Raw genomic sequence first — 25,484 nt, forward strand, 5'->3', positions numbered from 1 at the left:
GGACCGGGCGGCGGTCCGGACCAGGCCGATCAGCTCCTCCTCGTCCGGATCGATCCGGCGCGGCGTCGACCCGCTCTAGAAGAACGTGCGAGGCGTTACGGTCACGGCGTGGCCGGGATGACGCCGCTTCAGGCGCTGCTCGTGGCCCTCGCCGGGCTCGGGGCAGGCGCGGTGAACGCGGCCGTCGGCTCTGGGACATTGATCACGTTCCCGATGCTGCTCGCGGTCGGATTCCCGCCCGTTGTGGCGAACGTCTCAAACAACATCGGCCTGGTGCCGGGGTCCGTCGCCGGGGTGTTCGGCTATCGGCGCGAACTGCGTGGCCAACGCTCCCGTCTCGGGCTGCTGTGCGGCGCGTCCGGGATCGGCGGGCTGGCCGGGGCGGGCCTGCTGCTCGCCCTGCCCACCAGGACCTTCGCCGCGGCGGTGCCGGCTCTGATCGGCCTCGCGGTGGTACTCGTCCTGGCCCAGCCGCTGGTCGCCCGGCGGGTCGGAGCCCATGGTCCGCCCGAGCGAGAACCCCGCTGGCTGACCGCGGGCGTCACCGCGTCCGGGATCTACGGGGGCTACTTCGGTGCCGCGCAGGGCGTGATACTGCTCGGGCTGATGGGCGTGGCCCTGCCCCAAGACCTGCAGCGGATCAACGCGTTGAAGAACGCGATGGCACTGACCGTCAACCTCGTCGCCGGGGTTGTCTTCGCACTGTTCGCGAACCGGATCGACTGGACCGCAGCACTGCTCATCGCTGCGGGTGCCGTGGTCGGAGGCCGACTCGGTGCGGCGCTCACCCGTCGGCTACCGCCGACGGCGTTCCGGCTGCTCATAGCCGCGGTCGGGCTGGCCGCGATGACCACCCTGGTGGTGCGATGAGGTTCCGGAAACGCCGTCGGACGGGCCGGCTCAGCGCCGGCGCGCCTCCTGCTCGTCCACGTAGGAGGCGTACTCGTCGGCGTAGTCGTCGGCGTGCTCGTCGGTCGCGTGCCCGTCGTCGGAAGCCGCTTTCCCACTCCCGATCTCACGTTGCAGTGCGTCGAGATCCATGGTGGGGGAGCTGTACTTGAGCTGACGGGCCACCTTTGTCTGCTTGGCCTTGGCTCGTCCGCGCCCCATGGCTGATCCCCCTTACAACAGGGAAGGGGCGGCCGGATGTCTCGGCGGCCCCGTTCATCTCGTCAATCTCCTGGTCCCCACCGTACCTTGCAGGGGCCCGACCGTGCGACGTGGCATCGATGGTGTGACGTTCGACCGGTCCGGTGACCGCCCTTGACTGGAATCATGCGGAGCCATGCTGGCCCCGTTCCTGTCCTACCTGCGGGTGTACGAACCGATGCGCGCGTTCGAGGGGCCATCCGGTGCGCCCATCCGGGCAGGGCTCGCGCGCGGGGCCATCGCGCCGGAGCGGGCCGGGTGGCGGGAGCGCGAACTGTGCCTGCGTGCGCTGGTGGGATCGCGGCTCCTGCCCGGTGATCCGACGACCGACCGCGGGGCCGACGTCTTCGTCGTCACCGAGCCGTCCGGCGAACAGCTGATCTGCCCGTTCGACACCCGGCCCCGCGCGGCGGCCGCCGTCCTGGGCTTCCTCGACTCCGAGGAGCCGCTGCTTCGGGCCAGCGCCCTGCCGGTCTCCGAGACCGTCGCCCGGCGGTGCGCCACCGCGGCGATGGCCGAGCTCGGCGACGGGGCCGCGCACGTCGTGACCGCGGCCTGGATCGTGCCGCTGCCGTGGTTCGCCATGGTCGATCCGGAGCAGCGGGTGCTGCGGCTCGACCGGCCACGCCGGGTGTGGTGGCGGGTGCCGATCGGCACGGCGCGGGCCAGGGCGATCCGCGCGGAGAAGATCCTTCGCGATGCGCTGGGCGACACCGGGCCCGCTGAGGTGCTCGCCGAGACGGAGCGCTGGCTCGAGCGCTTCGACCGGTCGTCGGTCCTCGAGCTCGACTACGGCGGATTGGTCGAGCTGATCAACGATGAGGCGTTGCGCGCCGACGAGTCCGCGCAGCTCGTGCGGTGCGGCCTTCAGGCCCTGCGCGACGGCGACGAGGAGACCGCCGGGGACTGCTACGACCGCCTGCAGGAATTCTGGGGCGCGGTGGCGGGCAAGCAGCGCGCGGGCTGACCGACCGGCGCGAGATCGACTGGGCCGCGCGTTCAGGGCGACGAACCGACCACGGGGAACAGACGTCAGCCCCGCAGCCTCCCACGCAGCTGCGCGGCGCGGCCCGGCGGCGGGGTGGTGTCCTCGGTAGGCACCGAATCCGGGTCGATCGAGGCCGGCGCTGCACGGTCGTCGGTTCCGGCGACCAGCTCGGCATCAGCAGGCACCGAGCGCTTCACCAGCGCCAGCGCAACCGCTCCCAGCTCGTGGTGCAGCACGACCGTCCCGACCCGGCCGACGGCGCGCCCGTCCCGCAGCACCGGGTCGCCGGTGCGCGGCTGCTCCTCATCCCCGGCGTCGAGGTGCAGCAGCACCAGCCGGCGCGGCGGCCGGCCGAGGTTGGCCACCCGCGCAACGGTCTCCTGGCCGCGGTAGCAGCCCTTCGTCAGGTGCACCGCGGGGCCGATCCAGCCGACCTCGTGCGGGATCGTGCGTGCGTCGGTGTCCAGGTGCAGCCGCGGCCGGACGGCCTCGACCCGCAGCGCCTCGAACGCCATCGTGCCCGCGGGCCGGGCTCCCGCCGCGGTGAGCCGCTGCCACCAGGCCTCGCGCTCGCCGCGCGGGACGAGCAGGTCCGCAGCGTCCGAACCGGGCCATGGCATCCGTCGCACGAAACCGTCACCGGGCAGGGCGGCGCATTCGTTCGGCCGGTGCGGGGCGGGGACGCCCGCCGCGTCGAGCACGTTCGCGGTCTCCGGGCCGACGAGGCTGAGTACGGCGAGCTCCGCAGTCGCGTCGCGCGGCTCGACCTTCGACCAGAAGATCATCTTCGTCAGGTAGTCGAGCAGCGCACCCGCGTCCCCGGGCTCGGTGTCGAGCCACACGACCTCGTCGACGTGTGCGACGGCCATGTGGTGCAGCACCCGGCCGTTGCCGTCGAGGACCAGCGCCTCCGTGCCGGTGTCGGCCGGCAGTTCGCTGACGTGCTGGGTGAGCAGCAGATGCAGCCAGCTCAGCCGGTCCGCGCCGGGGACGGCGAGGACTTCGCGGTGGCTGCGGTCGACGACGGCGGCCGAGCGCGCCATCGCGCGCTGCTCGGCGAGCGGGTCGCCGCAGTGCGCCGGTACGGCCACGTCGGGATCGGGGGCGCTCTCGGGCCGGCCGACCTCCATGGGCTCGGACGTGCTCACTGGTGCTCCTCCTCGTCGGACGGCCGCTCGATGCATCTCCCGCAGCGCCCGGACAACGCGACATGGGTGACGTCGAGTTCGAAATCGCATTCGCGCCGCAGCCGCGCGGCGAGGTCGTCCATCAGGTCGGTCTGGGCCTCGGTGACCGCGCCGCAGCTGTGGCAGACCAGGTGCACATGCGTGTGCTCCTGCTCGGAGTAGGTCGGCGCACCGTGGCCGAGGTGGGTATGCCGGACCATGCCGAGGCGTTCGAGCAGGTCGAGGGTCCGGTACACGGTCGTGATGTTGACGGCCGGAGCGGCGCTCTGCACCTGCGCGCAGATCTGTTCGGGTGTCGCGTGTCCCAGGTCGCGGACGGCGTCGAGGACCAGTTGTCGCTGCGGGGTCATCCGAAGGCCGCGCCGGTGCAGCGTCTGTCGCAGCGTGGTGTCCACGAACCCGATGGTAGGCCGGTCCGGTGGCGGTCGGCGGGTGGCTGTCCACGGCGAAGCGGCGCCGGACGAGGCACACTTGGAATCGGCACCGAGACACCCTCGGAATCGGCATCGAACGAGCAGGTGGGCCGTCCGCGCCGGACGGGGATTCCTCGGTGACGGCGGTGCTCCGTTAGAGTGAACCACGCTGGTGGGGGGCGACGCCCTCCCTACCCTCGGCCAAATGGCGGGGATTTGTGTGTTCAGGAGGATCTGCGATGACGGCTGACGGGGGCGATCGATTCCTGAGCACCCCGCGCTTCGACGTCGTACTCCGCGGCTACGACCGGCGGCAGGTCGACGAGCACGTGGCGCGGCTGCAGCGGGTGCTCGGCCGCATGCGCGCCGATCTGGACGCGGTGCGAAGCCAGCCGTTCCCCGCGGTACCGCCGATGGCCGTCGACGGCCCGCCGGCGCCGCCGGGCGACATGCGTCCCCGCCCGACGCCACGGCCGCGCCCCGGCCCGCCGCCGGCCACCCCCGACAAGATCGACGACTTCAGCGATCGGATGCAGAGCATCCTCCAGGCCGCCGAGGAGGAGGCCGAGGAGATCCGCAGCCGGGCTCGTCGGTCGATCAAGGCCGAGGAGGAGGCCGCGCGGGCCGAGCTCACCGAGTTGCTGCGCCAGCGAGACGCCGTCCTCGGCGAACTGACCCGGCTGCGGGGTCAGCTGGAGGGTCTGCTGGCGAGCCCGACCACGCGGATGCCCGCGACACCCCCGTCCGCGTCGGCTGGTGCCGGCGCCCCGCAGTCCGGCCCGCGCCCGACGCCCGGGCGCTCGCCCGATGCCGCTGCGGCCGGCTCGCGGCCCGCCCTGGCTGCGGCCGCCCCGGCGAACGACCGTGCCGCCGTCGAGGCGACGACCGCGATGCGGCCGCACAAGGAGGCCCCGACCCAGGCCGGCGAGCTGTTCCGGCCCGCGGCGAATCCGTCGCAGGCCGAGCGCACCGATGAGCCCGCGACCGCGATCGTGCCCCGCCGGCCGGCCGCGGCCAAGGACACCGCGGAGAAGAGCGGGCCGCCGAGACCCGGGAAGGACGCGCCGGGCGAGTCGAAGCCGGACGTCGAGAAGACCACCGTCGTGAAGGCCGTGCGGCCGTCGGGCACCACCGGATCGGCTGATTCCGATCGTGCGGATGCGAAGCGCGAGGAGCCCAAGTCCGGTCCGGCGGAAAAGCCGGGCGAGAAGGCGGGGAAGAACTCGTCGGAGGTCGACGAGACGGTCGCCGTCGGCGCGGTGCGGCCCGGCCAGCGTGCTGCCGCGACCGGTTCGAGTGGGAAGAACAGCACGTCAGCGGGCTCGTCGCCCAAACCGGCCGCGGATGCGGAGAGCCCAGGAAAGGGGACCGGCGGTACGTCCGGGTCCGGTTCGACGTCCGGTTCGGCGGCGTCCTCGCGGAGCGACCGGTCGGGCTCCGGGTCACGCTCCGGATGAGGTTGGCAGCGCACGGTGACGTAATTCGGCGTACGGTTCGGAACCATGCAGCTGCCGATTTCCCCCGAGGTGCTGATCCCGCTGGCTGCCGGGGTGGCGGCGGTGATCATCGCGCTGGTCGTCCTGCTCGCTCGCCGGCGGCGCAACGGGCGAGACGTCGCGGCAGAGCCCGTCGCGGAGCCGATCCACACCGATTGGACCGGTGAGGGCGCCAACGGGCCGTCGGAGCCAGTTCTGCGGGCTTCCGCCACGGGGCAGACACAGCCGGTGACCGTGGCCGAGGCGGTCGCGGAACGGATGGCCTCGACCGCCGAACCCGATCCGCCGCCACGCCAAGCGGCCGTGCCTGCGGACCACGCGTCGAGCCAGGCCGAGTCGAACGGGAACCCGGAGCGCCACGGGACCGGCCATGGCCAGCCCTCCGACCCGGCGTCCCGGCCGGCCGCGGCGGGCTCGAGCGGCACCGTGGCCGACGCCGTCACGCAGGCGTTCGCGGCCCGGAGCGCGGCGACGCGGGTCACTGCGACGAGCCGGGACGACGCCGCGGCCTCCGGGGAGGTGCGCGCGGTGCCCCCGCGCGGCGACATCCGCGACCGGCTGCTGGAGGTCCTGCTCGACGACCCGGTGCGGGCCATCGGCGCGGCCGTCGACCTGCAGAGGGCGCTCGGTCGGCTCGAGAAGCTCACCGAGGCGGTGCGGCAGGAGCGCGAGGCGCTCAGCTCGATGCTCCGCAGGCTGGTCGACGCCGGACTCGACGTCGACCAGATCGGGCGGCTGTCCGGGTTGTCCACCGACGACGTGCGAGCGATGCTGGGGACGTCGGCGGCGCGGAGGACCTGACCGCCCTCAGCCCGCCACGCGGTGCAACCGCGCCGACAGATGCGGCTGCAACGGCTGGCCCACCATTGCCCGCTCGTCGACATAGGCGAGATCGCCGCCGTCCACGATCCCGTAGAGCCGGTGCGATCCGACGACCTCCTTGGCGCTCGCGGTGCGCATCACGGCGTCGGTCTCGATCTCCCAGGACGTCAGGTTGCGGACCCGGCCGTAGAACAGATCCATGATCCCGGTGGCGTGCGCGATCATGACCTCGAGGGCGCCGTCGGGTTGCGGCCGCCAGAAGCCGGTCTCGCGCGCCGCGGGACGCAGAACCTCGCCATCGGGGCCGAGCAGCCAGGCCGTCGCCTCGTAGCTGAGGAACGGGCGCCCGTCGTGTGCGAACACGAGCTGCTGTCCGAAGTGGAAGGGTCCGTCGATCGTCGGGTAGACGACCTCACCGGTCCCCCGCCACACGCCGACGAGCGGCAGCAGCCCCAGGCACTGCTCGTGCAGATCGGGGCCCTCCCGCAGGTTGGCGGTGTCGTCGGGCACCGGCAGATCGTCCCAGCGGGGCCGGTTGCGCTGCGCCGTGTCGGAGGCCGCGTTGGCCGGTCCGGAGACGGTGCCGCGGACCTGTTCACCCTTCTCGGTCATTGCCCGGTCTCCGGCAGGATGGTGGTCGGGGCGGGCTCGGTGGTGAACAGCCTGCGCAGCAGGTAGCCGGTGAAGGCGACCACGCCTGCGCTCGTGGCGATCAGCAGTCCGGTGAAGAACCAGTGCACGGCCGCGGAGCATAGTCGCGCGGCACCGTCGTCGGTCGAGGCTGGCGGGGGAACGGGCCGACGAGACGACTTCCGCAGTGAACTCCCCGGTCCCGTCGAGCAGTCGCACGAACGCGCCCCCGACCGGCCGGTCCCCGGCGACGACGCGGCCGACGAGCACGGTTTGCCTGGTCAGGTCGATGTCTGCGGGCAGCGGGCTCCCTGGTCCGGCGCGCCGCAGCTCATCGGCCTGCCCCCAGCTCGATAGGCGCGCCGATCAGCGAGCCGTACTCGGCCCAGCTGCCGTCGTAGTTCTTGACGTCGCGGTGGCCGAGAAGCTCGTGCAGCACCACCCAGGTGTGGCTGGAGCGCTCCCCGATCCGGCAGTAGGCGATGGTGGCCCTGTTCTCGTCGAAGCCGGCCGCGCGGTAGACGGCCGTGAGCTCCTCGTCGGACTTGAACGTGCCGTCGTCGTTGGCGGCCTTGCTCCACGGCACGTTGATCGCGGAGGTCACATGGCCGGGACGCTGGGCCTGCTCCTGCGGCAGATGCGCCGGAGCCAGGAGCTTGCCGGAGAACTCGTCGGGGGATCGGACGTCGACCAGGTTCTTCGTGCCGATCGAGTCGATGACCTCGTCGCGGAAGGCGCGGATCGAGAGGTCGGCGTCGCGCGCGGTGTAGCTGGTCGCAGCGCGTTCGGGCACGTCGGGGGTCAGCAGCCGGCCGTCGAGCTCCCATTTCTTGCGGCCGCCGTCGAGCAGCCGCACCTTGTCGTGCCCGTAGAGCTTGAGCTCCCAGTATGCGTAGGCGGCGAACCAGTTGCTGTTGCCACCGTAGAGCACGACGAGGTCATCGTTCGAGATGCCCTTGGCCGACATCAGCTGCTCGAACTGTTCCTTGCCGACGATGTCGCGGCGCACCGGGTCCTGCAGCTCGGTGGTCCAGTTGATCTTCACTGCCCCGGGTAGGTGGCCCCCGTCGTAGGCGGTGGTGTCCTCGTCTACCTCGACGAACACGATGCCGTCGGTGCCGAGATTCTTCTCGGCCCAATCGGTCGTGACCAGGACGTCCTGGCGGCTCATGCGATGGCTCCCTGTTCTGAGTGCGAGCTGTTCCGTGTGTGCGAATCGCCGGACCTCCACGAGGCCCGGGGAGGGACGATCACTGCGTGCGCCACGCAGCCGGAACCATCCCGGGCGTCGCTCGAGGGAGGCTGCGTTCGACGGGAGAACCGCGGACCCGCGCCGGCCATTGCCTCTGATCGGGACCGGCCGGGCACCGACGGCGAAGCGCGCGTCGCCGGGGCTCATCGGCGTGATCGGACCGCGTGCCGGGAGAGCGAGGGCGGACGGGCGGGCTGCGGGGTCAAGGAATTCGACACAGGCAGCTGCCGACGCGGCACAGATCTACTGCGCGACGTCGGGTCAGCGGCCTGAACACGGTGACAGCGTAACCGAAGATCTCCCGCGGCAGGAACGCACCGGCCAGCAGGATCACTTCCCGGCCGTCGTCGCACCCGCCCCGAAGCTCAGGTCCGACGTGGTGCCGCTGATCTCCAGGGTACCGTCGCGGGCGCGCAACCTGGTCGGGGTGACGTCGAAGGGGAGCGTTCCCGGGTCGACGCGCAGCGCGAACAGGTCCTGCAGTCTGGACTGCACGGCGGCGGGCAGCGGCTGGCGCTCGCCGGTCCCGTCGTCGATCCGGATGTCTCGCGGAACGACCTGGATCTGACGCCCGGCCAGTTGCAGCACGGCGATGACCGAGACGTCGCGCTTGCCGAGCAGCGGGACGTTGACCGTGCCGACGAGCCGGGCGGCGTACTCCGGGTCGATCGCGGTCAGCGATGGTTCGCCGCCGTCCTTCACCGCGTCCTTCAGCGCGTTCTCGTCGATGTTCTCGACGCGCACCTTCGTCACGCCGGGGAGGTACTGCTCGATGTCGTCAGGGCCGATCCGCAGGGTACCTTCGGCGTCGCGGACCTGGATGGTGTGCGGCCCCGAGCCGAGCAGCTCGCCCAACGGTGCCTGTACGCCGTGCAGGTGGGCGCGGACCTGCACCTCCTGCAGTTCCCCGAGCCGAATCCGATTCGCCGTGACCTCGACGCTGCGGTACTCACCGGAGAGCGCCTGGGTGAGGAACGGGAACCCGTTGATCCGCACCGAGGGATCGTCGGCCAGATCGAGCTGCTCGCGCATCTGCCGGGACACCGTCGACTCGGCGATGGCGGCGGCGCCGTAGTCGGCGGCGACCAGCAGCCCGATCAGCACCACGAGTGCGATGACGAAACGTTTCAATCCGACCTCCGGCCCGGCGCACAGTGGCCCCGACGGTAGAGCGCGGGGCCCCGAGCGCCGCGTGCGGGACCGGATCGGGGGTTCGCGATCGCGTGACGGCGACCGCTGTGGTCGTGTGGCCGGTCCTCGGACGGTTATTCTGCATCGATCCGCGCGGGCCTTCGGCCAGGTCCCGCGGCGACACGCGGTGCGTCAGCGTCGCCCCACCGTGATCGAACCTGTCGGCGTCCGCTGGCGTCCCGGCGTCGATCCCGTGGGAGAGGAGGCAGCGGTGGAACTGTTACTGCTGACTGCGGATCCGGATCCCGGATCGGTGCTGCCGGCCCTCACGCTGCTTCCACACGGCGTGCGGACCGCGGCACCGGACGTGGCAGCGCTGCTCGACGCGGGCCCGCACGACGCCGTCCTGGTCGATGCGCGGACCGATCTGGTAGCGGCGCGCAGCCTCTGCCGGCTGCTCGGCAGCACCGGGATGGAGGTGCCGGTGATCGCGGTGCTCACCGAGGGCGGGTTGGTCGCGCTGTCGGGGGAGTGGGTCGTCGACGAGATCCTGCTGCCCACCACCGGTCCCGCCGAGGTCGATGCCCGGCTGCGGCTGCTCAGGTCCCGGCCGGGCAGCGGTGCAGGGTTGACCGGCGGGGCGCTCGTGCTCGGCGAGCTGGTCATCGACGAGGCTACCTACTCCGCGCGCCTGCGCGGCCGGCTGCTCGAACTCACCTACAAGGAGTTCGAGCTGCTCAAGTACCTGGCTCAGCACGCAGGCCGGGTGTTCACCCGAGCGCAGTTGCTGCAGGAGGTCTGGGGTTATGACTTCTTCGGCGGCACCCGCACCGTCGACGTCCATGTGCGACGGCTGCGGGCCAAGCTCGGCGCCGAGCACGAGTCGATGATCGGCACGGTCCGCAACGTCGGCTACAAGTTCGTGCGTCCCAGCCGCAGCGGCATCGGGGTCAGCGCGGGCTCGATGGCCGACGATCCGGACGAGGGAGACAACGAGGACCCTGACGACGGCGGTCCGCTCTCCGGATGGGCGATCGGGGCGCGGGCCGAGCTGCCCTGATCGGATGCGTCGCGCGATGCGTAGGGTCGATCGCATGCCTGCAGCTCCGAGGTTGTCCGTCGCGGAACGGCTGTCCGAGGACCGCCGGGCGGCGGTCCGCGCGCTCGCGGCCGCGGCCGGCGAGGCCGACGGCACGCCGCCGTTGTCGGAGCAGATCCTGCTGAACCTGCGCCATGAGGGCGCGGACGTGCTGCACGTCCTCGCCGAGGACCCCGACGGCGGCCTGGTCGGCTACGCCCAGCTCGACCGGTCCGTGGGCGACGGCGGGGTCGGCGAGCTGGCCGTGTATCCGGCCCACCGCCGCCGCGGCATCGGGGCGGCGCTCCTCGCCGTGCTGATCGAGCGGGCCGGGGCGCCGCTGCGCGTCTGGGCCCACGGCGAGCACCCGGCGGCGCAGCGACTCGCCGAGCGCTACGGCTTCTCCCGCTCGCGGGTGCTGTGGCAGTTGCGGCGCAGCCTGATCGAGCCGCTGCCGCCCGCTGAGTTCTCCGATGATGTGCGGGTCCGTGCTTTCGAGACCGGCCGTGACGAGGCGGAGTTCCTTCGGGTCAACAACGCCGCCTTCGACTGGCATCCCGAGCAGGGGGGCTGGGACGTCGAGCAGGTCCGGCAGCGCGTGGCCGAGCCCTGGTTCGACCCGGACGGGTTCCTGCTCGCCGTGGACGCCGACGACCGGCTGCTGGGCTTCCACTGGACGAAGGTGCACCCGGCCGCCGGTTCGGCTCCGGCGATCGGTGAGATCTACGTACTCGGCGTCGACCCTGGAGCGCGCGGACGCAGGCTCGGTTCCGCGCTGACACTGGCGGGCCTGCGGCATCTCCGGGATCGGGGCCTGGACGCGGTGATGCTCTACGTCGAGGCCGACAACGCCGCCGCCGTGAAGGTGTACACGGACCTCGGATTCACCCTCTGGCACAGCGACGTGATGTATCTGCGCTGATTGCTGTTCCGACGGTCGTTCGGCCCGTCATCCCCCGCACATCCCGAAAGGGTTACCACCCGCCGGGCCAGGTGGGATCCGTCACGACTGGTGATGAGTTCACTCCCCGTTCATCTCCTGGGGGGTGTCCGTCCACCGAACCTCCCTACCGTCCTCCGCGAGCGGCCACCCGAGCCGCGGCAAACGTCACTCCACCGGAGGAATTCTCGTGAAACTCCAGCGGCACGGTGTCGTGCTTGCCATTGCGGCGGCGGGAGCACTCCTGCTGTCGGCATGTGGCAGCGATCCGAGCACCACCGTCGGCGGCAATTCGTCGGCGGCCGCAAACTCCCCCGCTGTCGATTGCAGTGGGAAGAAGAGCCTCAACGCCGAGGGGTCGTCCGCGCAGAAGAACGCGATGGACGTTTTCACCCAGGCTTACCAGGCCAAATGCCAGGACGCGAACATCGCGTACAATCCGACCGGATCCGGTGCGGGCATCAAGCAGTTCACCGCTGGGCTCGTCGATTTCGGTGGTTCGGACTCTGCGCTCAAGGAGAGCGAGGCGGAGGCCGCCGCGGCCCGTTGCCAGGGCAACCCCGCCTGGAACCTGCCGCTGGTTTTCGGGCCGGTTGCGATCGCATACAACCTCGACGGCGTCGACACGCTGACGCTCGACGGTGAGACCGCCGCGAAGATCTTCAACGGCACCATCAAGACCTGGAACGACCCGGCCATCGCTGCGCTGAACAGCGGGGTGAACCTGCCGTCCACCCCGATCAACGTGGTGTTCCGGTCCGACGAGTCGGGCACGACCGACAACTTCCAGAAGTACCTGGAGGCCGCGTCGAAGGGCGCCTGGACACAGGGCGACGGCAAGAAGTTCAACGGCGGCGTCGGCTCCGGTGCGGAGAAGTCGGCCGGCGTCGCGCAGGCGGTCGCCGGGGCCCCCGGGTCCATCACCTACGTCGAGCTGGCCTACGCCCAGGACAACAAGCTAGGCATGGCGCAGATCGACAACGGAGCGGGCGCGGTTGCGCTGAACGACGAGACGGTCGGCAAGGCGATCGAGGCCGCGAAGATCAAGGGCACCGGAAACGACCTCGCGCTCGACCTGAAGTCGGTCTACGGCACCACGGCCGCCGGGGAGTACCCGCTGATCCTCGCCACCTACGAGGTCGTCTGCTCGAAGGGCTACGACGTGGACACGGCCAAGGCTGTCAAGGCGTTCCTGACGGTCGCGGCCACTGATGGGCAGGCCAACCTCTCCGAGGCCGGCTACGCCAAGCTGCCCGCGGCGTTCCAGCAGAAGCTGCTGACCTCGATCCAGGCGATCGGCAGCGGCGGTCAGTGACCGGCTAGGCCCTGACGACATCACGGAGGTCTCGATGACCGACCCGACCGTGGCGGCGAGCCTCGCCGGTCCCGGAGATCCCGGCGACCGGCGAGGCGGTTCCGCCTCTGCCGTCCCCGCGACGACTGCCCCTGCCGCCGAACCCGCGCCTTCCCTGCTGAAGGCCGGTAGGCGGACGGGGGCCCAACAGGGAGACCGGATCTTCCGGGGCTTCGCGACCGGTTCGGGCGCCTTCATGGTCGCCCTCATCGGCGCGATCGGCCTGTTCCTGCTGATCCAGGCGGTCCCGTCCCTGCTGGCGAACAAGGGGAACTTCCTCACCGGCCGGACATTCGAGGCCGGGGACCCGAACAACCTGAACTTCGGGATCCTCGAACTGTCGTTTGTCACGGTCGAGGTGTCGATCTTCGCATTGGTCCTCGCGATGCCGGTGGGTCTGGGCATTGCGCTGTTCCTCACCCAGTACGCGCCGCGGCGGGTGGCTCGCCCGTTCGCCTATCTGGTGGATCTGCTCGCCGCGGTGCCGTCGATCATCTTCGGTCTGTGGGGCGCGTTCGTGCTGGCGCCGGCGATCTTGCCGATCGCCGAGTTCCTCAATGAGCACCTCGGTTGGTTCTTCCTGTTCCAAGAAGGCAACGTGCCGCTGGCCCGGGGGGCCAACGTATTCACCGCGGGCATTGTCCTGGCGGTGATGATCCTGCCGATCATCACGGCGATCTCCCGCGAGGTGTTCGAGCGGACTCCGCGCGCGCAGATCGAGGCAGCGCTTGCCCTCGGCGCGACGAAATGGGAGGTCGTGCGCACCACGGTGCTGCCGTTCGGCCGGGCCGGCTATATCAGCGCTTCGATGCTGGGACTGGGCCGCGCCCTCGGTGAGACGATTGCGTTGATGATTATTCTGGCGGCGACCCCGGCGATGTTCAGCGGGAGCCTCTTCGACGGCGGCGCGACGTTCGCCTCGATGATCGCACTGTCGTTCGCCGAGCTGAACAATAACCTTTCTGCCGGCGCATTCATCGCAGCCGGTCTCGTTCTGTTCGTGCTGACGTTCGTGGTCAACGCGGCAGCGCGGCTCATCATCGCCAGATCGGGAGCCAAGGCATGAGGCCCGCCGGTGCATTTCTTTCCGCGGAGGCGGCATGACCACGACGATCGATCTCGACGCGCCGGCGCGGGAGCCCACCTTCGTCGGCGTCAGCGCCGGACGTCGGATGAAGAACGCGGGGGCCACCGCGCTGGTCGGACTCGCGTTCCTGATCGCGCTCGTCCCGCTGATCTGGGTCGTCTACTCCGTCCTGGCCAACGGCGCGGGCGCGGTGCTCAACTCGCAGTGGTGGTCCCAGTCGCTCAACGGACTGCTGGCGCGGCAGCAGGGCGGCGGTGCCTACCACGCGATCATCGGCACCCTGTTCCAGGGCCTGGTCTGCGCGGCCATCGCCACGCCGATCGGCATCATGGTCGCGGTCTACCTGGTGGAGTACGGCGGCAGGTCGCGGCTGGCCAGGGCGACCACGTTCATGGTCGACATCCTGACCGGCGTCCCGTCCATCGTCGCCGCGCTGTTCATCTACGCGGTCTGGATCTCGATCTTCGGGCTGGGCCGCAGCGCGTTGGCGGTCTCCCTGGCGCTCGTGCTGCTCATGGTGCCGGTGGTCGTGCGCTCGAGCGAGGAGATGCTGCGAATCGTCCCCGACGATCTGCGCGAGGCGTCCTACGCACTCGGCGTGCCGAAGTGGAAAACGATCGTCAAGGTCGTGATCCCCACCGCGCTGTCGGGGATGCTCACCGGGGTCGTGCTGGCGCTGGCCCGGGTGATGGGCGAGACCGCGCCCGTGCTGATCCTGGTGGCCTACGCGCCGTACATCAACTTCAACATCTTCGAGGGCAACATGGCCTCGTTGCCGTTGCTGATGACCGTCGAGCGCAACAACCCCACGGACGCGGGCTCCTACCGGGTCTGGGGTGCGGCCATCACGCTGATCCTGATCATCACGCTTTTCCAGTTGCTGGCGGCCTTCCTTTCGAAGGTGACCGCTCCGAAGACCAAGTAAGGGTGGCTCCTCGATGGCCAAGCGCCTCGACCTGAAGGACGTCGACATCTACTACGGCAAGTTCCACGCGGTGGACGGCGTGACGCTTGCGGTTCCACCGCGCAGCGTGACGGCGTTCATCGGGCCGTCGGGCTGCGGCAAGTCCACCGTGCTGCGCACGCTGAACCGGATGCACGAGGTGATCCCGGGTGCGCGGGTCGAGGGCGAGGTGCTTCTTGACGGTGAGGACATCTACAACTCGGCGGTGGATCCGGTGGCCGTCCGCCGGACGATCGGGATGGTGTTCCAGCGGCCCAACCCGTTCCCGACGATGTCCATCCGGGACAACGTCGTGGCCGGGCTGAAGCTGCAGGGACGCCGGAACAAGGCGGAGCTCGACGAGACCGCCGAGCGGGCACTGCGCGCAGCGAACCTCTGGAACGAGGTCAAGGACCGGCTGAGCAAGCCGGGCGGCGGCCTCTCCGGTGGTCAGCAGCAGCGGTTGTGCATCGCCCGAGCGGTGGCCGTCCAGCCAGCCGTGCTGCTGATGGACGAGCCCTGCTCGGCGCTCGACCCGATCTCCACGCTCGCGATCGAGGACCTGATCGCCGAGCTGAAGAAGGACTACACGATCGTCATCGTGACCCACAACATGCAGCAGGCCGCGCGGGTCAGCGACCAGACGGCGTTCTTCAACCTCCGGGCGACCGGCGAGCCGGGACATCTGGTGGAGCTCGACGACACCCCGAAGATGTTTTCCAACCCGACTCAGCAGGCGACCGAGGACTACATCTCCGGCCGTTTCGGCTGACCAAACCCCCCTGTGAGGGGGTTTGGTCAGGTCATTCTCCTCCCCACGGCAACGGCGCGGTCCGCGAAGCGCTCGTAGTACCGGGCGAGCAGGGTCAGATCGACGGCCGCTGAGACGTCGTGTTGCCACTCCGGGCCCAGCAGGACCTGGAACACCTGGCGGTGCAGGTCGTCCATGGCGTCGTCGTCGGTTTCGAGTTCGGCCGCGAGGATCAGGTCACGGGTCCGGAGCGCCTCGGCGACCTTGAGCGCGAGGGCGACCGCGATATCGCCCATCTGTTGCAGCAGCGGTCGGACCTCCTCGGGCACGGCAAGATCGGGATGGCGACGTCGCGCCGATTTGGCGATGTGTTCAGCCAGATCGCCCATGCGTTCGAGATCGCCCGCTACCCGGATGATCGAGACGATTCGGCGCAGGTCGGTCGCCACCGGCTGCCGCAGCGCCAGCGCGATGACGGCGACCTTCTCGGTCTGAGCGCGGAGCGCATCCAGCGTCGGCTCGTCGGCGATGACGTGCTCGGCGAGCCGAACCCGGCCCTGGAGCAGCGCGGTGGTGGCTTTCTGCATGGCGGTCGCGACCGCGGTGGCCATCTCGGCAAGGCCCTCGTCCAGTTCAGTGAGCTGTGTCTGCAACCCGTCACGCACCCGCGCAGTCTAGGCGCGGAGGGTCACGGAAACCGGTGAGGCGGGTGAACCAGGGGCCAATCTCTGGTTGCGCCGGGTAGTTGTGTCCGCAGGGAGTCCGGTCTCGAACCGTCGGTCCGCCCGATCGCGAGCCGAACGCCGATGATCAGACGGCGAGTGGCCCGGGCATCCGGCCGGTCACGACGTAGACGATCCGCCGGGCGACCGCCACCGCGTGGTCGGCGTACCGCTCGTAGAACCGAGCGAGCAGCGTGATGTCGACCGCCGCAGCCACGCCGTGCTGCCAGTTGCGGTCCATGAGCACCGTGAACATATGCCGGTGCAGATCGTCCATGGCGTCGTCGTCGGTCTCGAGCTCCGCCGCAGCGGCGAGATTCCTGGTGCGGATCACATCGCCTGCCTTGCGCGCGAGCAGGACGCCGACCCGGCCCATCTCGGCGAAGTACGGCCTGACCTCCTCCGGAAGGACCGGTTCGGGGTGTCGGCGACGCGTCGCCTGCGCGACGTGCAACGCGAGGTCGCCCATCCGCTCGATATCGGTCGCGCCGTGGATCGCTGAGACGACGATCCGCAGATCGGTGGCCACCGGGGCCTGCAGGGCAAGCAGCGCGAACGCGCCATCCTCCACGCCCACGCGGAGTTCGTCGATCTTGACGTCGTCGGAGATGACCTGCTCGGCAAGCTGGAGGCCTCGTTCGAGCAGCGCCTGGGTGGCCATCTCCAGGGCTGCAGCGACCTGGTCGCACATGTCGGCCAGTCCCGAGGCGAGACCATCGAGCTGCTCCTGGTAGTGGTCACGCATGCGTCCGAGCGTAGAGCGCTTCGCCGCAGCTGGCAGCGCGGTCTGGTGAATCGGGCATGAACGGTCGCGGTCCTTCTGCTCCGTCGGGCGTCATCGGCAGTGGGTGGAGGTCCGTGGAGCGCGCGCCGGGCGCGGTCCGGGGAGAATCGGATGAGCGTCTCCGTGGACGACTTCGGCGCGTTGTCGATCCAGGCGATCGTGAAGCCGACCTGGCGTAGGGCTCCGGCGATGTGACCGGCGAGCCCGTTGCGGTCGGTCGCGTTGAGGACCTCCAGGATGATGGCCGATGGCGGGGGCGTGTGGTGAGCCGGCGGCGCGGTGGCCTCGGCCGGCAGCGGAGCGTCCCAGCGCACCGCATTGAACAGTGCGGCGGCATCGCGTTCGCGGAGGACGACGTTGCCGCGAGTATTGGTCTCACTCGTGGTCGGAATAGTGATATAGATCATATTTTCGTCGGTCTGCGGCAGCGTTCGGGCGAGCGCGACGAGTTCGTCGAACCCGGCTCGGTCGGTCAGCACGCCCTGGCCGAAGGCGTGCGCGAAAGCCCGCAGCTCGCCGGGACCCAGCAGCATCTCGACGGAGAGTGCCCTGTCCAGCAATGCGCCGAGCACCCGCTGTCTGCGCTCGACGAGACCCTGTTCGGAGCTGGGTTCACTCTGGACATGACGGCTCGGACGAGGTCGGCGGTGCGGCTCCCGTCGAGTTCGGTGATGCCCGGACGGCTCGCGACCGGGCCCAGCACCTCGTCGAGCACCGGACGGTCGAGGCAGACCGGCATGCCGCCGACCGCGTCGACCACCGGCCCCAGCACGGCGACGACCGGATGATCGCCAACCCGGTGAGCTGCTGGATCACCCGCACCGCACAGCGGGGTCCGCCGACGTCGTAGGCGGAGTCGATCCCCGAGCGGGCCTCCGCGGGAACGGTCTCGGCCGCATAGGTCGCTGCGGCCTGGTCCCAGTGCCGGCACGGTGGCCAGTTGATCTTGTGGTCGGGAGGGGAGGCGAGGGCGGTCACCGGGCCGCCCGCGGGGACGTGCACGACGGTGATCGTGTCCGAGACGGTGCCGGCGACGCCACGGTCGAGGCCCAGCAGCGTGCGGTCCGACGCGGGCCCCGGCGGGTCCGCCGAGCCCGCGGACGTGCCGGTCCCGAGCACGAGCCCGGTGTGTGCCGCCGTCAGCCGGGTGAGGCTCGCGTCGATGCGCCTGCTCGGCTCGGATCTGATGCGGGCGGCCTCGTCGGTGCCGGGGGTGACAGGACGGGCGGTGCCGTCGCGGGTCTGGCGGCGGGAGACGTTGCCGGTTGACGATGTTCGCGGGGCGGGGCGCCCTGCGCGACAGGCGTGGGTCCGGGTGGCGCCGGCGCCGGGCCCGGCGGCTGCATGGCTGCCGCGCCGCTGACGGGGACTGTCGCGGTGGAGCCGTCGACCGGGCGTGTAGCGGGTGACCACTCTCAGGTGACGGCGTCAACCGGGACCGCGGGCGGGCGCCCCGCAGAGTGTGCGCGGGTGCCGCGCTCAGCCACCCGAATGAGCCAGCTCGGCCCCGGCAGGCACCGAGGCGTCCTCCGGATCGTCGAGCCAGCGCTCCGGAAGGATCACCCGGCCCGGTGAGCCCTGCCGCCCGCGCGGGCCCTCCGCATCGGGCGGGAACTCCTGGTCGTCGTCGAGCAGGGCAACCAGCCCGTCGAGCTCGTCGAGGCTGCTCACCAGCCCGAGCCGCTGGCGGATCTCCGGCCCGACGGCGAAGCCCTTGAGATACCAGGCGATGTGCTTGCGGAGGTCCCGGATGCCCTTGTCGTCGCCCATGTGCTCGCAGAGGAGCACCGCGTGCCTGCGCAGGGTGACGGCGACCTCACCGAGCTTCGGCGGGGCCGGCAGCGGACGGCCCGCGAAGGCGGCCTCGAGGTCGCCGAACAGCCACGGTCTGCCCAGGCAGCCGCGGCCGATGACGACGCCGTCGCACTCGGTCCGCGCGACCATCGCCAGCGCGTCGGCGGCGCTGAAGATGTCGCCGTTGCCGAGTACCGGCAGCTCGGCCGGGAGCGCGTCGCGCAGCCGGGCGATGGCTGACCAGTCGGCGGTGCCCGAGTAGCGCTGCGCCGCGGTCCGGGCGTGCAGTGCGACGGCGGCGACGCCGGCGTCGGCGGCGATCCGGCCCGCGTCGAGGTAGGTCCGGTGCACGTCGTCGATGCCGATCCGCATCTTGACCGTCACGGGGATGCCCCCCGGCGCCGCGTTGTCGACCGCGGCGGCAACGATCGCCTCGAACAGTCGTCGCTTGAACGGCAGCGCCGCCCCGCCGCCGCGCCGGGTGACCTTGGGAACCGGGCAGCCGAAGTTGAGGTCGACGTGGTCGGCCAGGTCCTGCTCGGCGATCAGCCGGACCGCCGCCCCAATCGTGGCCGGGTCGACGCCGTAGAGCTGCATCGATCGTGGGTGCTCGCCCGGCTCGAAGGCGATCATGCGGAAGGTCAGCGGGTTGCGCTCGACCAGCCCGCGCGAGGTGATCATCTCGCAGACGTAGTAGCCGGCACCCTGCTCGCGGCACAGCCTGCGGAACCCGGCGTTGGTGATGCCGGCCATCGGGGCGAGAACCACCGGGGTGTCGACCTGGTATCGCCCGATGCGCAGTGGCGCCACCACCCGCTTCGTCGGCGGTGTGGTGGCGTCGCGGGTCGTTGCCTGCACGCTCACAACACTGATTGTCCCGGGCTCAGAAGCTCACGCTGACGCAGGCCGCCCGGTCCCCGGCGGTCCCGGCCTTACCCGGCTCGGTCGCAGTGTGGTTGGCGTGCACGACGACGGAGGCGGGATGCGCCTGGTCGGTGAACTCCCAGTCCATAGTGGATGTTGTGCTCGCCCGGCCCCGGGCGTCGGTGGTGAAATCGAGCCAGATCTCGTTCTGCGGGTTGGCGTAGGCGGGGTCGACGCTCGGGCTCACCGGGTCCTTCTCGTGCTGGAAATGTGGGCCGGAGTCGGTGGCGGCCGGGCCGCACGCCTTCGTGTGGGCGTGCGCGCCGTAGTGCCGATCCGACACCAACCCGGCCACCTCCAGGGTGACCGTCGACCGCCCACCTCCGGAGGTCGAGGTGATCTTCGCGGTGGCCCCGGGTGGCACGAGCCCAGGCAGGTGGGTGATGGCATCCTTCGAGTCCGGCGCGAAGGTGACGGCGACGGCCGCGTTGCGGGTGTCGCCGGTGGTCTCCGTCGGCTCCGAGGTGCCCTGGCCCGAACAGGAGGTGAGTGCCACGAGGACGAGGGCGCTCGCGGCGTAGACCGGGAAGGCTCGCATGAGTGGAGGATTCTCGGTGACGGGGCGTGATCACAAGCGACCTAGGGTGATGGGCTGCGAAGATCTCCGGGCGGGCCAACGGCTCGCCGTCCGGCACGTCGTACCCTATCGACGCGGGCGGTGTCTGAATCGTGCGCAGCGGCGGGGCCTCTAGCTCAATCGGCAGAGCAGCGGACTTTTAATCCGCGGGTTCGGGGTTCGATCCCCCGGGGGCCCACCAATATCTAGCAGCGGAAATGCGGTCAGACCCAACGCACGTACCGGCTCCATGGAATCACATGTGGTGCGAGTCGCCGGTACGCTGCTGCTCATGGCGGGGGCGGGGCGGCGCCAGAAGCGTCAGCGGGGGAGCATCGAGGAGCTGCCGAGCGGCTCGCTGCGGGTGACTGTGTACGCCGGGATCGACCCGGTGACCAAGCGGCGGCACTACCTGCGGGAGGTCATCCCACCCGGGCCGTCGACGCGTAAGGAAGCGGACAAGGCACTGCGCCGTCTCGCCGGCCTGGTCGACGAGCGGCGAAACCCCCGCACCAACGCCACCGTCGACCAACTGCTCGATCGGCATTTCGAGCTGGTGGGCCTGGAGCGCAGCACACTGGCGACCTACGTCGGATACGCCGACAAGCACATCCGGCCGCTGATCGGTGGCGTCCAGGTAGGAGCGCTCGACGCCGACCTGTTCGACTCGTTCTACGCCGAGCTGCGCCGCTGCCGGGAGCACTGCGACCGCAGGCCGTACGTCGAGCACCGCACGAAGCGGCCGCACGAGTGCGACGCGCGGCGCCGTCCGCACTCGTGCACCTCGCTGGGCGCCTCGACCATCCGGCAGATCCACTTCATTCTCAGCGGCGCCTTGAAGCGGGCGGTGCGCTGGCGGTGGATCGCGACGAATCCCATCGTGGAGGCGGAACCGCCCCCGGCGCCGAAGCCCAGCCCGCGCCCACCGACCGCGCAGGAGGCGGCCCAGATCCTCGCGGAGGCGTGGAAGGACCCCGACTGGGGCCTGCTCGTCTGGGTCGCGATGGTGACCGGCCTTCGGCGAGGGGAGCTCTGCGGCATCCGATGGCGGCACGTCGACCTCACCGGCGGCGTCCTGGCGCTGGAGCGCAGCATCGGGCAGCGCAGCGCTGAGACGTGGGAGAAGGACACCAAGACCCACCAGCACCGTCGCATCGCCCTCGACCCGCAGACCGTCGATCTGCTCCGGGAGCACCGGCAGCGGTGCGCAGGCCGTGCCGAGGCGCTCGGTCTGGAGCCGGCGAAGGACGCGTTCGTCTTCTCGCTCGCCCCGGATGGCTCGACCCACCTGCTGCCGGACTCGGTCAGCCAGCGATACGGGAAGCTGGCCAAGCGCCTGGGCATCCAGACATCGATCCACAAGCCGCGGCACTACTCGGCGACGGAGCTCATCGCTGCCGGGGTGGACGTGCGCACGGTGGCCGGCCGGCTCGGCCACGGCGGCGGGGGCACCACGACCCTGCGGGTCTACGCCGCGTGGGTGTCCGAGTCCGACCAGCGCGCGGCTGCTGGCCTCTTCTCCCGAATGCCGGCGCGGCCCGCGAACGGCGCGCGAGCCGAGCAGACGATCACCGAGCCGCGACATCCGTACGAGGCCGTGGCTGCCGCACTGCGCAGGGAGATGGAAGCCGGTTCCGTGACCGTGGGCGAACAGCTACCTGCGATCAAGAACCTGGCCGAGGCTCACGGCGTGTCGGCGGCGACAGCACAGCGTGCAGTCTCGCTGTTGCAGACATGGGGCTATGTCGAGGTCCTGCCCGGCCGAGGCGTGCGGGTTCTCTATACCGATCCGATCGACACCACTGATCACTTGCCTGACCCAGCCTCGTCCAGCAACGGGAGCCCGCTGGGCGAGCATCCTCGACGGCAGTTGTTTGATCTCGTGATCCGGCACCGCGGCACGGTCGTGGCGAGGCTGACCACGGAGCTGGACCGGACGAACGCCGCCGAACTCCGTGAGGTGATGAGCGCGGCGGTCCGCCGCAGCGGCGGTGATGATGCAGACATCGGCGAGTACGAGATGGAACTCCGCGAGGCCGGGGAGGACGAACTTGTCACGACTTTTGTTGCCCCTGTGAGTTCTTGCCGATGATCTGCTATTCCAGATTGAGCAATTATGCCCACGGGCTGGGAGTTGCCCGACGATCTTGAGAGCAGCTCCTGGGAGGCCCAGACGCTTCCAGTTCTGAGCGTAAGAATCGGCGCTAACTAAGATGAAGGGAAGTTTGGTGGTAACATTCCCAGATTGGTTCATCATCTTCTATAGGTGGTTGCTGACGACCTCGGGCAGTTTAGGCAGTCCACGGTTCAGTATTCGACCTCGGGCTGTGTCATATGCTGTGAACAGCGCAGACGGGAGTGTTCTCCCGTCGAGGGGGGAATCTGATCATGGACGACCGCATCGGGCACTCGATCCACTGGGGACCGGTAACGACACACCACGTACGTGACAGGCAGGTCTTTCGCCCACATCTCTCTGTACGAGCGTGGGTGATCATCACGGCCGTCTTGCTGGTTCTGACGGTCCTTCTCGGCCTTCTCGTCGGCTCGGACGGCAGCGTACCTGCACTCTTTGGGTTGGTCATCGCCGCCCTCTGCTTGCTCCGCTCGCCGTATAGGTGGCGCCAGTGGAACGAGGCAGTTGCTCGTAACAAGGCGAGGGCGAAGCGGGCAGCTGAGGATGAACACGACCGCGAGCTGTACCGAGCGTGGCTGCGTAAGCAGGCAAAGACGGATCAGTAATCCTTTCCGAGCAACATGATGATCACTGACTGTGATGCCCTGGGTCATGTCGTTCGGCAGTGTTCGTGGTGGAGTAGGAGCAGTGCGGCGGCGACGATGTCCCCGATGCCCAGGGGGCAGCCGCGGTAGCGGCGCAGCGCCTTGAAGGTGGTCTTGAGCAGGGAGTTGGCGCGTTCGCCGAGGCAGCGCAGGGCGCCGTGGACGGCGTTATCGGCCTGCTGGTCGGGGTTCAGGTCGCTGCCGGTGGGTTTCTTGATCGGGATGCGCAGGATGTCGGCCTCGCCTTCGTAGCCCAGGTCGGCCAGCCTAGGGTGGCCGTCGTCGACCCAGTCGGCGATCCGGGCGAGCAGGTCGGGGTCCGCGCGGGCGGCGGTGGTGTCGTGCTCCCGCCCGGGCCGCACGGGCGAGGTCCACAGCGGCCGGCCGTCCGGCGCGGTCACCGGCGGATTCACATGATCATCGCAACGATTGCCGGATCATGATGCCATCGCCTCGCCGAAGACGTCGGTGGGTGTGCGCCAGCCGAGGCGCTTGCGTGGTCGATCGTTGAGCCGGCCCTGGACCGCGCGGAGATCGCCTGGTGTGTGCATCGACAGGTCGGTGCGCTTCGGGAAGTATTGGCGCAGCAGGCCGTTGGTGTTCTCGTTCGTGCCGCGCTGCCACGGGCTACCCTGCCCACCCCGGCCGCCAGCAGCAGCCAGTACTCCGACTCCAGTCCCAACCGGCGCTTACGCCCACGCCTCGCCATCAACACACCCCTCATGATCAGGAGTGTTGCGACAAGCACTCGAACCCAGGACGACCAGCGGGGCCAGATCACTTGACGAAACTCAGCTTATCGGGGATGCGCGGGTTATGGCATCCCCACGGGTGATCGTCATGGTGCTCGGGCCGCTGCGCGAGGAACTCCTCCCGCAGCGGCTCCAGGATGCATGCTGGAACAGCAGGCACGGCCCCTCTCCAGTCACAGAGCGTCAACAACTCCACGATGGGGACGCCGTGCCTGCCCCCGTCATCACCCGCCCTACTGGCGGACGCTCTTACATCAGGTAAACGCCCGTCAGGTATGCCTCAGCCAGGTCACATGTGACGCTCGTGAAGCCGGTGCCAAGCTTGGCGGCCTCGTCCGCGTACTCATGGCGCGAGCCGACCCACCCCACGAGAAGCAGCCTACGGAACATGATCAGCGTGGGAATAATCTCGATGTCTACCTTCGAGAGTGGCCGGTGGCTGGTGTAGCCATCGAGCCATGCCGACATCCAGTCGGGAACCCGTGTGTCATCTTCGATAAAGCTCACGGAGGCGGCAAAGTCGTACATGTACCACGAGTAGCCACAGTCGTCGAAGTCGATGACGTGGATATGGTCGCCATCGACGAGAAGGTTCGCCAACCTCAAATCGTTATGAGCGAGACCGAACCGATCCCGTCCGGCTCCATACCCCACTAGTCGCTTGCCGACCTCGGTGTCCAGCCGGGAAAGCAATTTCCGCTCCGACCGTCCGATGCCGAGTCCCTCCTGCCACCGGCCCCACATCGCCTTCAGCCCCAGTGCGGTGTTGTAGTTGCAGGTGTAGCGGTCGAACGAGGCTGGCGGCTGCCACATCGACCCATGCGAGTGCATCTTGGCCGCGAGAGTACCGAGCACGCGAAAGCTCGGAACGAGATCACCCTCTACGGTCGGGGTATGGCCAGGTAGCCACTCGAACAACACGACATGACGAGCCAATCCGCGATCGTCGTCGACTGTGACTATACGTGCGCCGTCTCGAGTGGTCATCGGTCGGGGCGGCGCGACCACACCATCCTCCCGGAGTGCGTCCATCCAGCACAATTCCGACTCGATCGCTGCTTTCGAGTGGTAGTTGAGCCGGTGGATGCGAAGGGCTGCAGAACGCCCGGTTCCCCGATCATCCACCCGGTAGGTCACGTTCTCGGAGACGTTGGTCAGTGTGACGGCAGTATTTGGCGAGAAGTCGTAATTCTTGAGCGCGGAAACCGCCACCGCGTCGAGTGAAGTCATCATGACCACCGCGTTGTAGCTGGCATCGTGTCGGACCACTCCTACGCATCGCGACGACTTGTGTCCTCCCAGTCTGGGTCGGGGTTCAAATATGATGGATCAGTGCAACTACTGACTCGAGTACTGATTAGTTCGAGTCGGCGGCGCGCCACGGGAGCAATGCTTTTAACCCGTGGATGAGCGAGATCAAGGAGGGGGCGTACCCTCCCGCTCGTCCTGAAGGTCCCTCAAGCAATGGCCGGCGTTGGCAGTGCCGGTCGGGAAGGTAAGACCCGCGCTCACGGTAGTCCCTGGCAAGTCCGATGGCCCCGGGGAGTCCGGCTCGGTCGGGCCGGTGGCGGGTCCGGTCGCGGTGTCTGAGTCGGTAATCGACGAGACCGTCCGGGGAGCGCGCGGCGGATACTGAGCCTTTGCCAGTAGCAGTGGTCGGCGGCCGCGACACGCCGAAGATCCGTAGATGACCACGAACGGGTGCGGGACCCCGGTAGAAGAGTCGGTCCGCTCAAAGATCGACTGCCGCACCTGGGGTCCCGCGTGTCTGATCCTGTCACCTACACCGGCACGCTCCCGCTCGGGGAGCACACCGCCGTCCACCTGGCCCAGCTTCTGGCTGGTGCGCGCCGCGACCGCCGCACCCGCACGGGCCGGCGCGCGTTGGGCCCGTGGCGCCAGGCCGTGCTGGTGCTGCGCTGGTTTCTCGACGGCACCCGGGTCGCGCCA

The 25,484-nt window shown here is 69.7% G+C and carries 24 protein-coding genes, 1 tRNA gene and 5 pseudogenes; 13 read left to right on the forward strand and 17 right to left on the reverse strand.

Annotated elements, in window-relative coordinates; genetic code table 11:
• The first annotated feature begins 117 nt into the window (after nt 1-117).
• Nucleotides 118-870 carry a sulfite exporter TauE/SafE family protein gene (locus G567_RS0119320; RefSeq protein ID WP_028931277.1) on the forward strand — a complete coding sequence of 251 codons (753 nt, stop codon included), beginning with the start codon at nt 118-120 and terminating at the stop codon, nt 868-870.
• Between the two features lie 30 nt (nt 871-900).
• On the opposite strand, the gene G567_RS0119325 is transcribed toward G567_RS0119320, so the two are convergent.
• Nucleotides 901-1,110 carry a DUF3073 domain-containing protein gene (locus tag G567_RS0119325; protein ID WP_028931278.1) on the reverse strand — a complete coding sequence of 70 codons (210 nt, stop codon included), beginning with the start codon at nt 1,108-1,110 and terminating at the stop codon, nt 901-903.
• Nucleotides 1,111-1,285: 175 nt separating this feature from the next.
• Here G567_RS0119325 and G567_RS0119330 point away from each other — a divergent pair, with 175 nt between their 5' ends.
• Nucleotides 1,286-2,116 carry a DUF8083 family protein gene (locus G567_RS0119330; protein ID WP_028931279.1) on the forward strand — a complete coding sequence of 277 codons (831 nt, stop codon included), beginning with the start codon at nt 1,286-1,288 and terminating at the stop codon, nt 2,114-2,116.
• A 65-nt stretch (nt 2,117-2,181) separates the two neighbouring features.
• Here G567_RS0119330 and ygfZ read toward each other — a convergent pair whose 3' ends face one another.
• On the reverse strand, nt 2,182-3,267 hold the full coding sequence (gene ygfZ, locus G567_RS0119335; protein WP_028931280.1) for a CAF17-like 4Fe-4S cluster assembly/insertion protein YgfZ: 1,086 nt from the start codon (nt 3,265-3,267) through the stop codon (nt 2,182-2,184).
• A 14-nt stretch (nt 3,268-3,281) separates the two neighbouring features.
• A complete protein-coding gene (locus G567_RS0119340) occupies nt 3,282-3,719 on the reverse strand; it encodes a Fur family transcriptional regulator (protein ID WP_028931281.1) in 438 nt (145 codons plus the stop codon).
• 257 nt (nt 3,720-3,976) lie between these two features.
• On the opposite strand from G567_RS0119340, the gene G567_RS32305 reads away from it, so the two are divergent.
• Together G567_RS32305 and G567_RS0119350 are read left to right on the forward strand one after the other, a co-directional pair.
• Nucleotides 3,977-5,194, forward strand: a complete 1,218-nt coding sequence (locus G567_RS32305; protein ID WP_028931282.1) for a DivIVA domain-containing protein — start codon at nt 3,977-3,979, stop codon at nt 5,192-5,194.
• A gap of 45 nt (nt 5,195-5,239) precedes the next feature.
• Nucleotides 5,240-6,034 (forward strand): hypothetical protein, encoded by a 795-nt coding sequence (locus tag G567_RS0119350; protein WP_028931283.1) that lies wholly within the window; start codon nt 5,240-5,242, stop codon nt 6,032-6,034.
• A 6-nt stretch (nt 6,035-6,040) separates the two neighbouring features.
• Here the strand turns inward: G567_RS0119350 and G567_RS0119355 are convergent, their stop codons facing one another.
• From G567_RS0119355 to G567_RS0119370, 5 genes and pseudogenes are all read right to left on the reverse strand, one after another.
• Nucleotides 6,041-6,667 carry a heme-binding beta-barrel domain-containing protein gene (locus tag G567_RS0119355; RefSeq protein WP_028931284.1) on the reverse strand — a complete coding sequence of 209 codons (627 nt, stop codon included), beginning with the start codon at nt 6,665-6,667 and terminating at the stop codon, nt 6,041-6,043.
• Nucleotides 6,664-6,795: a hypothetical protein gene (locus G567_RS36715; protein WP_261763838.1), complete on the reverse strand. Its 132-nt coding sequence runs from the start codon at nt 6,793-6,795 to the stop codon at nt 6,664-6,666. The genes G567_RS0119355 and G567_RS36715 overlap by 4 nt, the downstream gene beginning before the upstream one ends.
• A 55-nt stretch (nt 6,796-6,850) precedes the next feature.
• Nucleotides 6,851-7,020: pseudogene (locus G567_RS34405) on the reverse strand (DUF1416 domain-containing protein); the annotation flags it as partial.
• Complete coding sequence (locus tag G567_RS0119365; RefSeq protein WP_028931285.1) at nt 7,017-7,856, reverse strand: sulfurtransferase; 840 nt, start codon at nt 7,854-7,856, stop codon at nt 7,017-7,019. The pseudogene G567_RS34405 and the gene G567_RS0119365, both read right to left, overlap by 4 nt.
• A 411-nt stretch (nt 7,857-8,267) precedes the next feature.
• Complete coding sequence (locus G567_RS0119370; protein WP_028931286.1) at nt 8,268-9,068, reverse strand: LmeA family phospholipid-binding protein; 801 nt, start codon at nt 9,066-9,068, stop codon at nt 8,268-8,270.
• A 271-nt stretch (nt 9,069-9,339) separates the two neighbouring features.
• Here G567_RS0119370 and G567_RS0119375 point away from each other — a divergent pair, with 271 nt between their 5' ends.
• The 6 genes from G567_RS0119375 to pstB all read left to right on the forward strand — a co-directional run bounded on the left by G567_RS0119375 (nt 9,340) and on the right by pstB (nt 15,242).
• The gene (locus G567_RS0119375; protein ID WP_028931287.1) at nt 9,340-10,128 is read left to right on the forward strand and encodes a winged helix-turn-helix transcriptional regulator; all 789 of its coding nucleotides are present in this window, start codon (nt 9,340-9,342) and stop codon (nt 10,126-10,128) included.
• A 34-nt stretch (nt 10,129-10,162) separates the two neighbouring features.
• The gene (mshD, locus tag G567_RS0119380) at nt 10,163-11,068 is read left to right on the forward strand and encodes a mycothiol synthase (RefSeq protein ID WP_028931288.1); all 906 of its coding nucleotides are present in this window, start codon (nt 10,163-10,165) and stop codon (nt 11,066-11,068) included.
• A 208-nt stretch (nt 11,069-11,276) separates the two neighbouring features.
• Complete coding sequence (gene pstS / locus G567_RS0119385) at nt 11,277-12,401, forward strand: phosphate ABC transporter substrate-binding protein PstS (RefSeq protein WP_028931289.1); 1,125 nt, start codon at nt 11,277-11,279, stop codon at nt 12,399-12,401.
• A gap of 34 nt (nt 12,402-12,435) precedes the next feature.
• Nucleotides 12,436-13,506, forward strand: a complete 1,071-nt coding sequence (pstC, locus tag G567_RS0119390; protein ID WP_028931290.1) for a phosphate ABC transporter permease subunit PstC — start codon at nt 12,436-12,438, stop codon at nt 13,504-13,506.
• A gap of 34 nt (nt 13,507-13,540) precedes the next feature.
• On the forward strand, nt 13,541-14,452 hold the full coding sequence (gene pstA / locus G567_RS0119395) for a phosphate ABC transporter permease PstA (protein ID WP_028931291.1): 912 nt from the start codon (nt 13,541-13,543) through the stop codon (nt 14,450-14,452).
• Between the two features lie 13 nt (nt 14,453-14,465).
• The gene (gene pstB, locus G567_RS0119400; protein WP_028931292.1) at nt 14,466-15,242 is read left to right on the forward strand and encodes a phosphate ABC transporter ATP-binding protein PstB; all 777 of its coding nucleotides are present in this window, start codon (nt 14,466-14,468) and stop codon (nt 15,240-15,242) included.
• A 26-nt stretch (nt 15,243-15,268) separates the two neighbouring features.
• Here pstB and phoU (G567_RS29960) read toward each other — a convergent pair whose 3' ends face one another.
• The 6 genes and pseudogenes from phoU (G567_RS29960) to G567_RS0119430 all read right to left on the reverse strand — a co-directional run bounded on the left by phoU (G567_RS29960) (nt 15,269) and on the right by G567_RS0119430 (nt 19,983).
• Entirely contained in the window at nt 15,269-15,886 is a 618-nt protein-coding gene (gene phoU, locus G567_RS29960; protein ID WP_037057707.1) for a phosphate signaling complex protein PhoU, read from the reverse strand.
• 145 nt (nt 15,887-16,031) lie between these two features.
• A complete protein-coding gene (gene phoU, locus G567_RS0119410; protein ID WP_028931293.1) occupies nt 16,032-16,688 on the reverse strand; it encodes a phosphate signaling complex protein PhoU in 657 nt (218 codons plus the stop codon).
• 98 nt (nt 16,689-16,786) lie between these two features.
• A pseudogene (locus tag G567_RS37265) lies at nt 16,787-17,260 on the reverse strand (LytR C-terminal domain-containing protein); the annotation flags it as partial.
• A 79-nt stretch (nt 17,261-17,339) separates the two neighbouring features.
• The gene (locus G567_RS34410) at nt 17,340-17,846 is read right to left on the reverse strand and encodes an LCP family protein (RefSeq protein ID WP_147201055.1); all 507 of its coding nucleotides are present in this window, start codon (nt 17,844-17,846) and stop codon (nt 17,340-17,342) included.
• 360 nt (nt 17,847-18,206) lie between these two features.
• Nucleotides 18,207-19,379: a tRNA dihydrouridine synthase DusB gene (dusB, locus tag G567_RS0119425; protein WP_261763837.1), complete on the reverse strand. Its 1,173-nt coding sequence runs from the start codon at nt 19,377-19,379 to the stop codon at nt 18,207-18,209.
• 25 nt (nt 19,380-19,404) lie between these two features.
• Nucleotides 19,405-19,983 carry a superoxide dismutase family protein gene (locus G567_RS0119430; RefSeq protein ID WP_028931296.1) on the reverse strand — a complete coding sequence of 193 codons (579 nt, stop codon included), beginning with the start codon at nt 19,981-19,983 and terminating at the stop codon, nt 19,405-19,407.
• 144 nt (nt 19,984-20,127) lie between these two features.
• Between G567_RS0119430 and G567_RS0119435 the strand changes: the two genes are divergently transcribed.
• Nucleotides 20,128-20,203 (forward strand) — tRNA-Lys (locus tag G567_RS0119435).
• Between the two features lie 60 nt (nt 20,204-20,263).
• Nucleotides 20,264-22,093, forward strand: a complete 1,830-nt coding sequence (locus G567_RS29965) for a tyrosine-type recombinase/integrase (protein WP_245585709.1) — start codon at nt 20,264-20,266, stop codon at nt 22,091-22,093.
• Nucleotides 22,094-22,787: 694 nt separating this feature from the next.
• On the opposite strand, the pseudogene G567_RS0119450 reads toward G567_RS29965, so the two are convergent.
• From G567_RS0119450 to G567_RS0119455, 3 genes and pseudogenes are all read right to left on the reverse strand, one after another.
• Nucleotides 22,788-23,183 (reverse strand): annotated as a pseudogene (locus G567_RS0119450) (transposase family protein); the annotation flags it as partial.
• Nucleotides 23,184-23,219: 36 nt separating this feature from the next.
• A pseudogene (locus G567_RS33450) lies at nt 23,220-23,411 on the reverse strand (transposase); the annotation flags it as partial.
• Nucleotides 23,412-23,783: 372 nt separating this feature from the next.
• Entirely contained in the window at nt 23,784-24,803 is a 1,020-nt protein-coding gene (locus tag G567_RS0119455) for a phosphotransferase enzyme family protein (protein WP_211223973.1), read from the reverse strand.
• Between the two features lie 495 nt (nt 24,804-25,298).
• Here G567_RS0119455 and G567_RS0119460 point away from each other — a divergent pair.
• Nucleotides 25,299-25,484 (forward strand): annotated as a pseudogene (locus tag G567_RS0119460) (IS5/IS1182 family transposase); the annotation flags it as partial.

It is taken from the genome of Pseudonocardia asaccharolytica DSM 44247 = NBRC 16224, assembly GCF_000423625.1.
Taxonomy (GTDB): Bacteria; Actinomycetota; Actinomycetes; order Mycobacteriales; family Pseudonocardiaceae; genus Pseudonocardia; species Pseudonocardia asaccharolytica.

Bases quoted from the DNA above. Each gene is read 5' to 3' on its own strand.
- G567_RS0119320 (WP_028931277.1), top strand. From the start codon at position 118: ATGACGCCGCTTCAGGCGCTGCTCGTGGCCCTCGCCGGGCTCGGGGCA.
- G567_RS0119325 (WP_028931278.1), bottom strand. From the start codon at position 1,110: ATGGGGCGCGGACGAGCCAAGGCCAAGCAGACAAAGGTGGCCCGTCAG.
- G567_RS0119330 (WP_028931279.1), top strand. From the start codon at position 1,286: ATGCTGGCCCCGTTCCTGTCCTACCTGCGGGTGTACGAACCGATGCGC.
- ygfZ (WP_028931280.1), bottom strand. From the start codon at position 3,267: ATGGAGGTCGGCCGGCCCGAGAGCGCCCCCGATCCCGACGTGGCCGTA.
- G567_RS32305 (WP_028931282.1), top strand. From the start codon at position 3,977: ATGACGGCTGACGGGGGCGATCGATTCCTGAGCACCCCGCGCTTCGAC.
- G567_RS0119350 (WP_028931283.1), top strand. From the start codon at position 5,240: ATGCAGCTGCCGATTTCCCCCGAGGTGCTGATCCCGCTGGCTGCCGGG.
- G567_RS0119355 (WP_028931284.1), bottom strand. From the start codon at position 6,667: ATGACCGAGAAGGGTGAACAGGTCCGCGGCACCGTCTCCGGACCGGCC.
- G567_RS0119365 (WP_028931285.1), bottom strand. From the start codon at position 7,856: ATGAGCCGCCAGGACGTCCTGGTCACGACCGATTGGGCCGAGAAGAAT.
- mshD (WP_028931288.1), top strand. From the start codon at position 10,163: ATGCCTGCAGCTCCGAGGTTGTCCGTCGCGGAACGGCTGTCCGAGGAC.
- pstC (WP_028931290.1), top strand. From the start codon at position 12,436: ATGACCGACCCGACCGTGGCGGCGAGCCTCGCCGGTCCCGGAGATCCC.
- pstA (WP_028931291.1), top strand. From the start codon at position 13,541: ATGACCACGACGATCGATCTCGACGCGCCGGCGCGGGAGCCCACCTTC.
- pstB (WP_028931292.1), top strand. From the start codon at position 14,466: ATGGCCAAGCGCCTCGACCTGAAGGACGTCGACATCTACTACGGCAAG.
- phoU (WP_028931293.1), bottom strand. From the start codon at position 16,688: ATGCGTGACCACTACCAGGAGCAGCTCGATGGTCTCGCCTCGGGACTG.
- G567_RS0119430 (WP_028931296.1), bottom strand. From the start codon at position 19,983: ATGCGAGCCTTCCCGGTCTACGCCGCGAGCGCCCTCGTCCTCGTGGCA.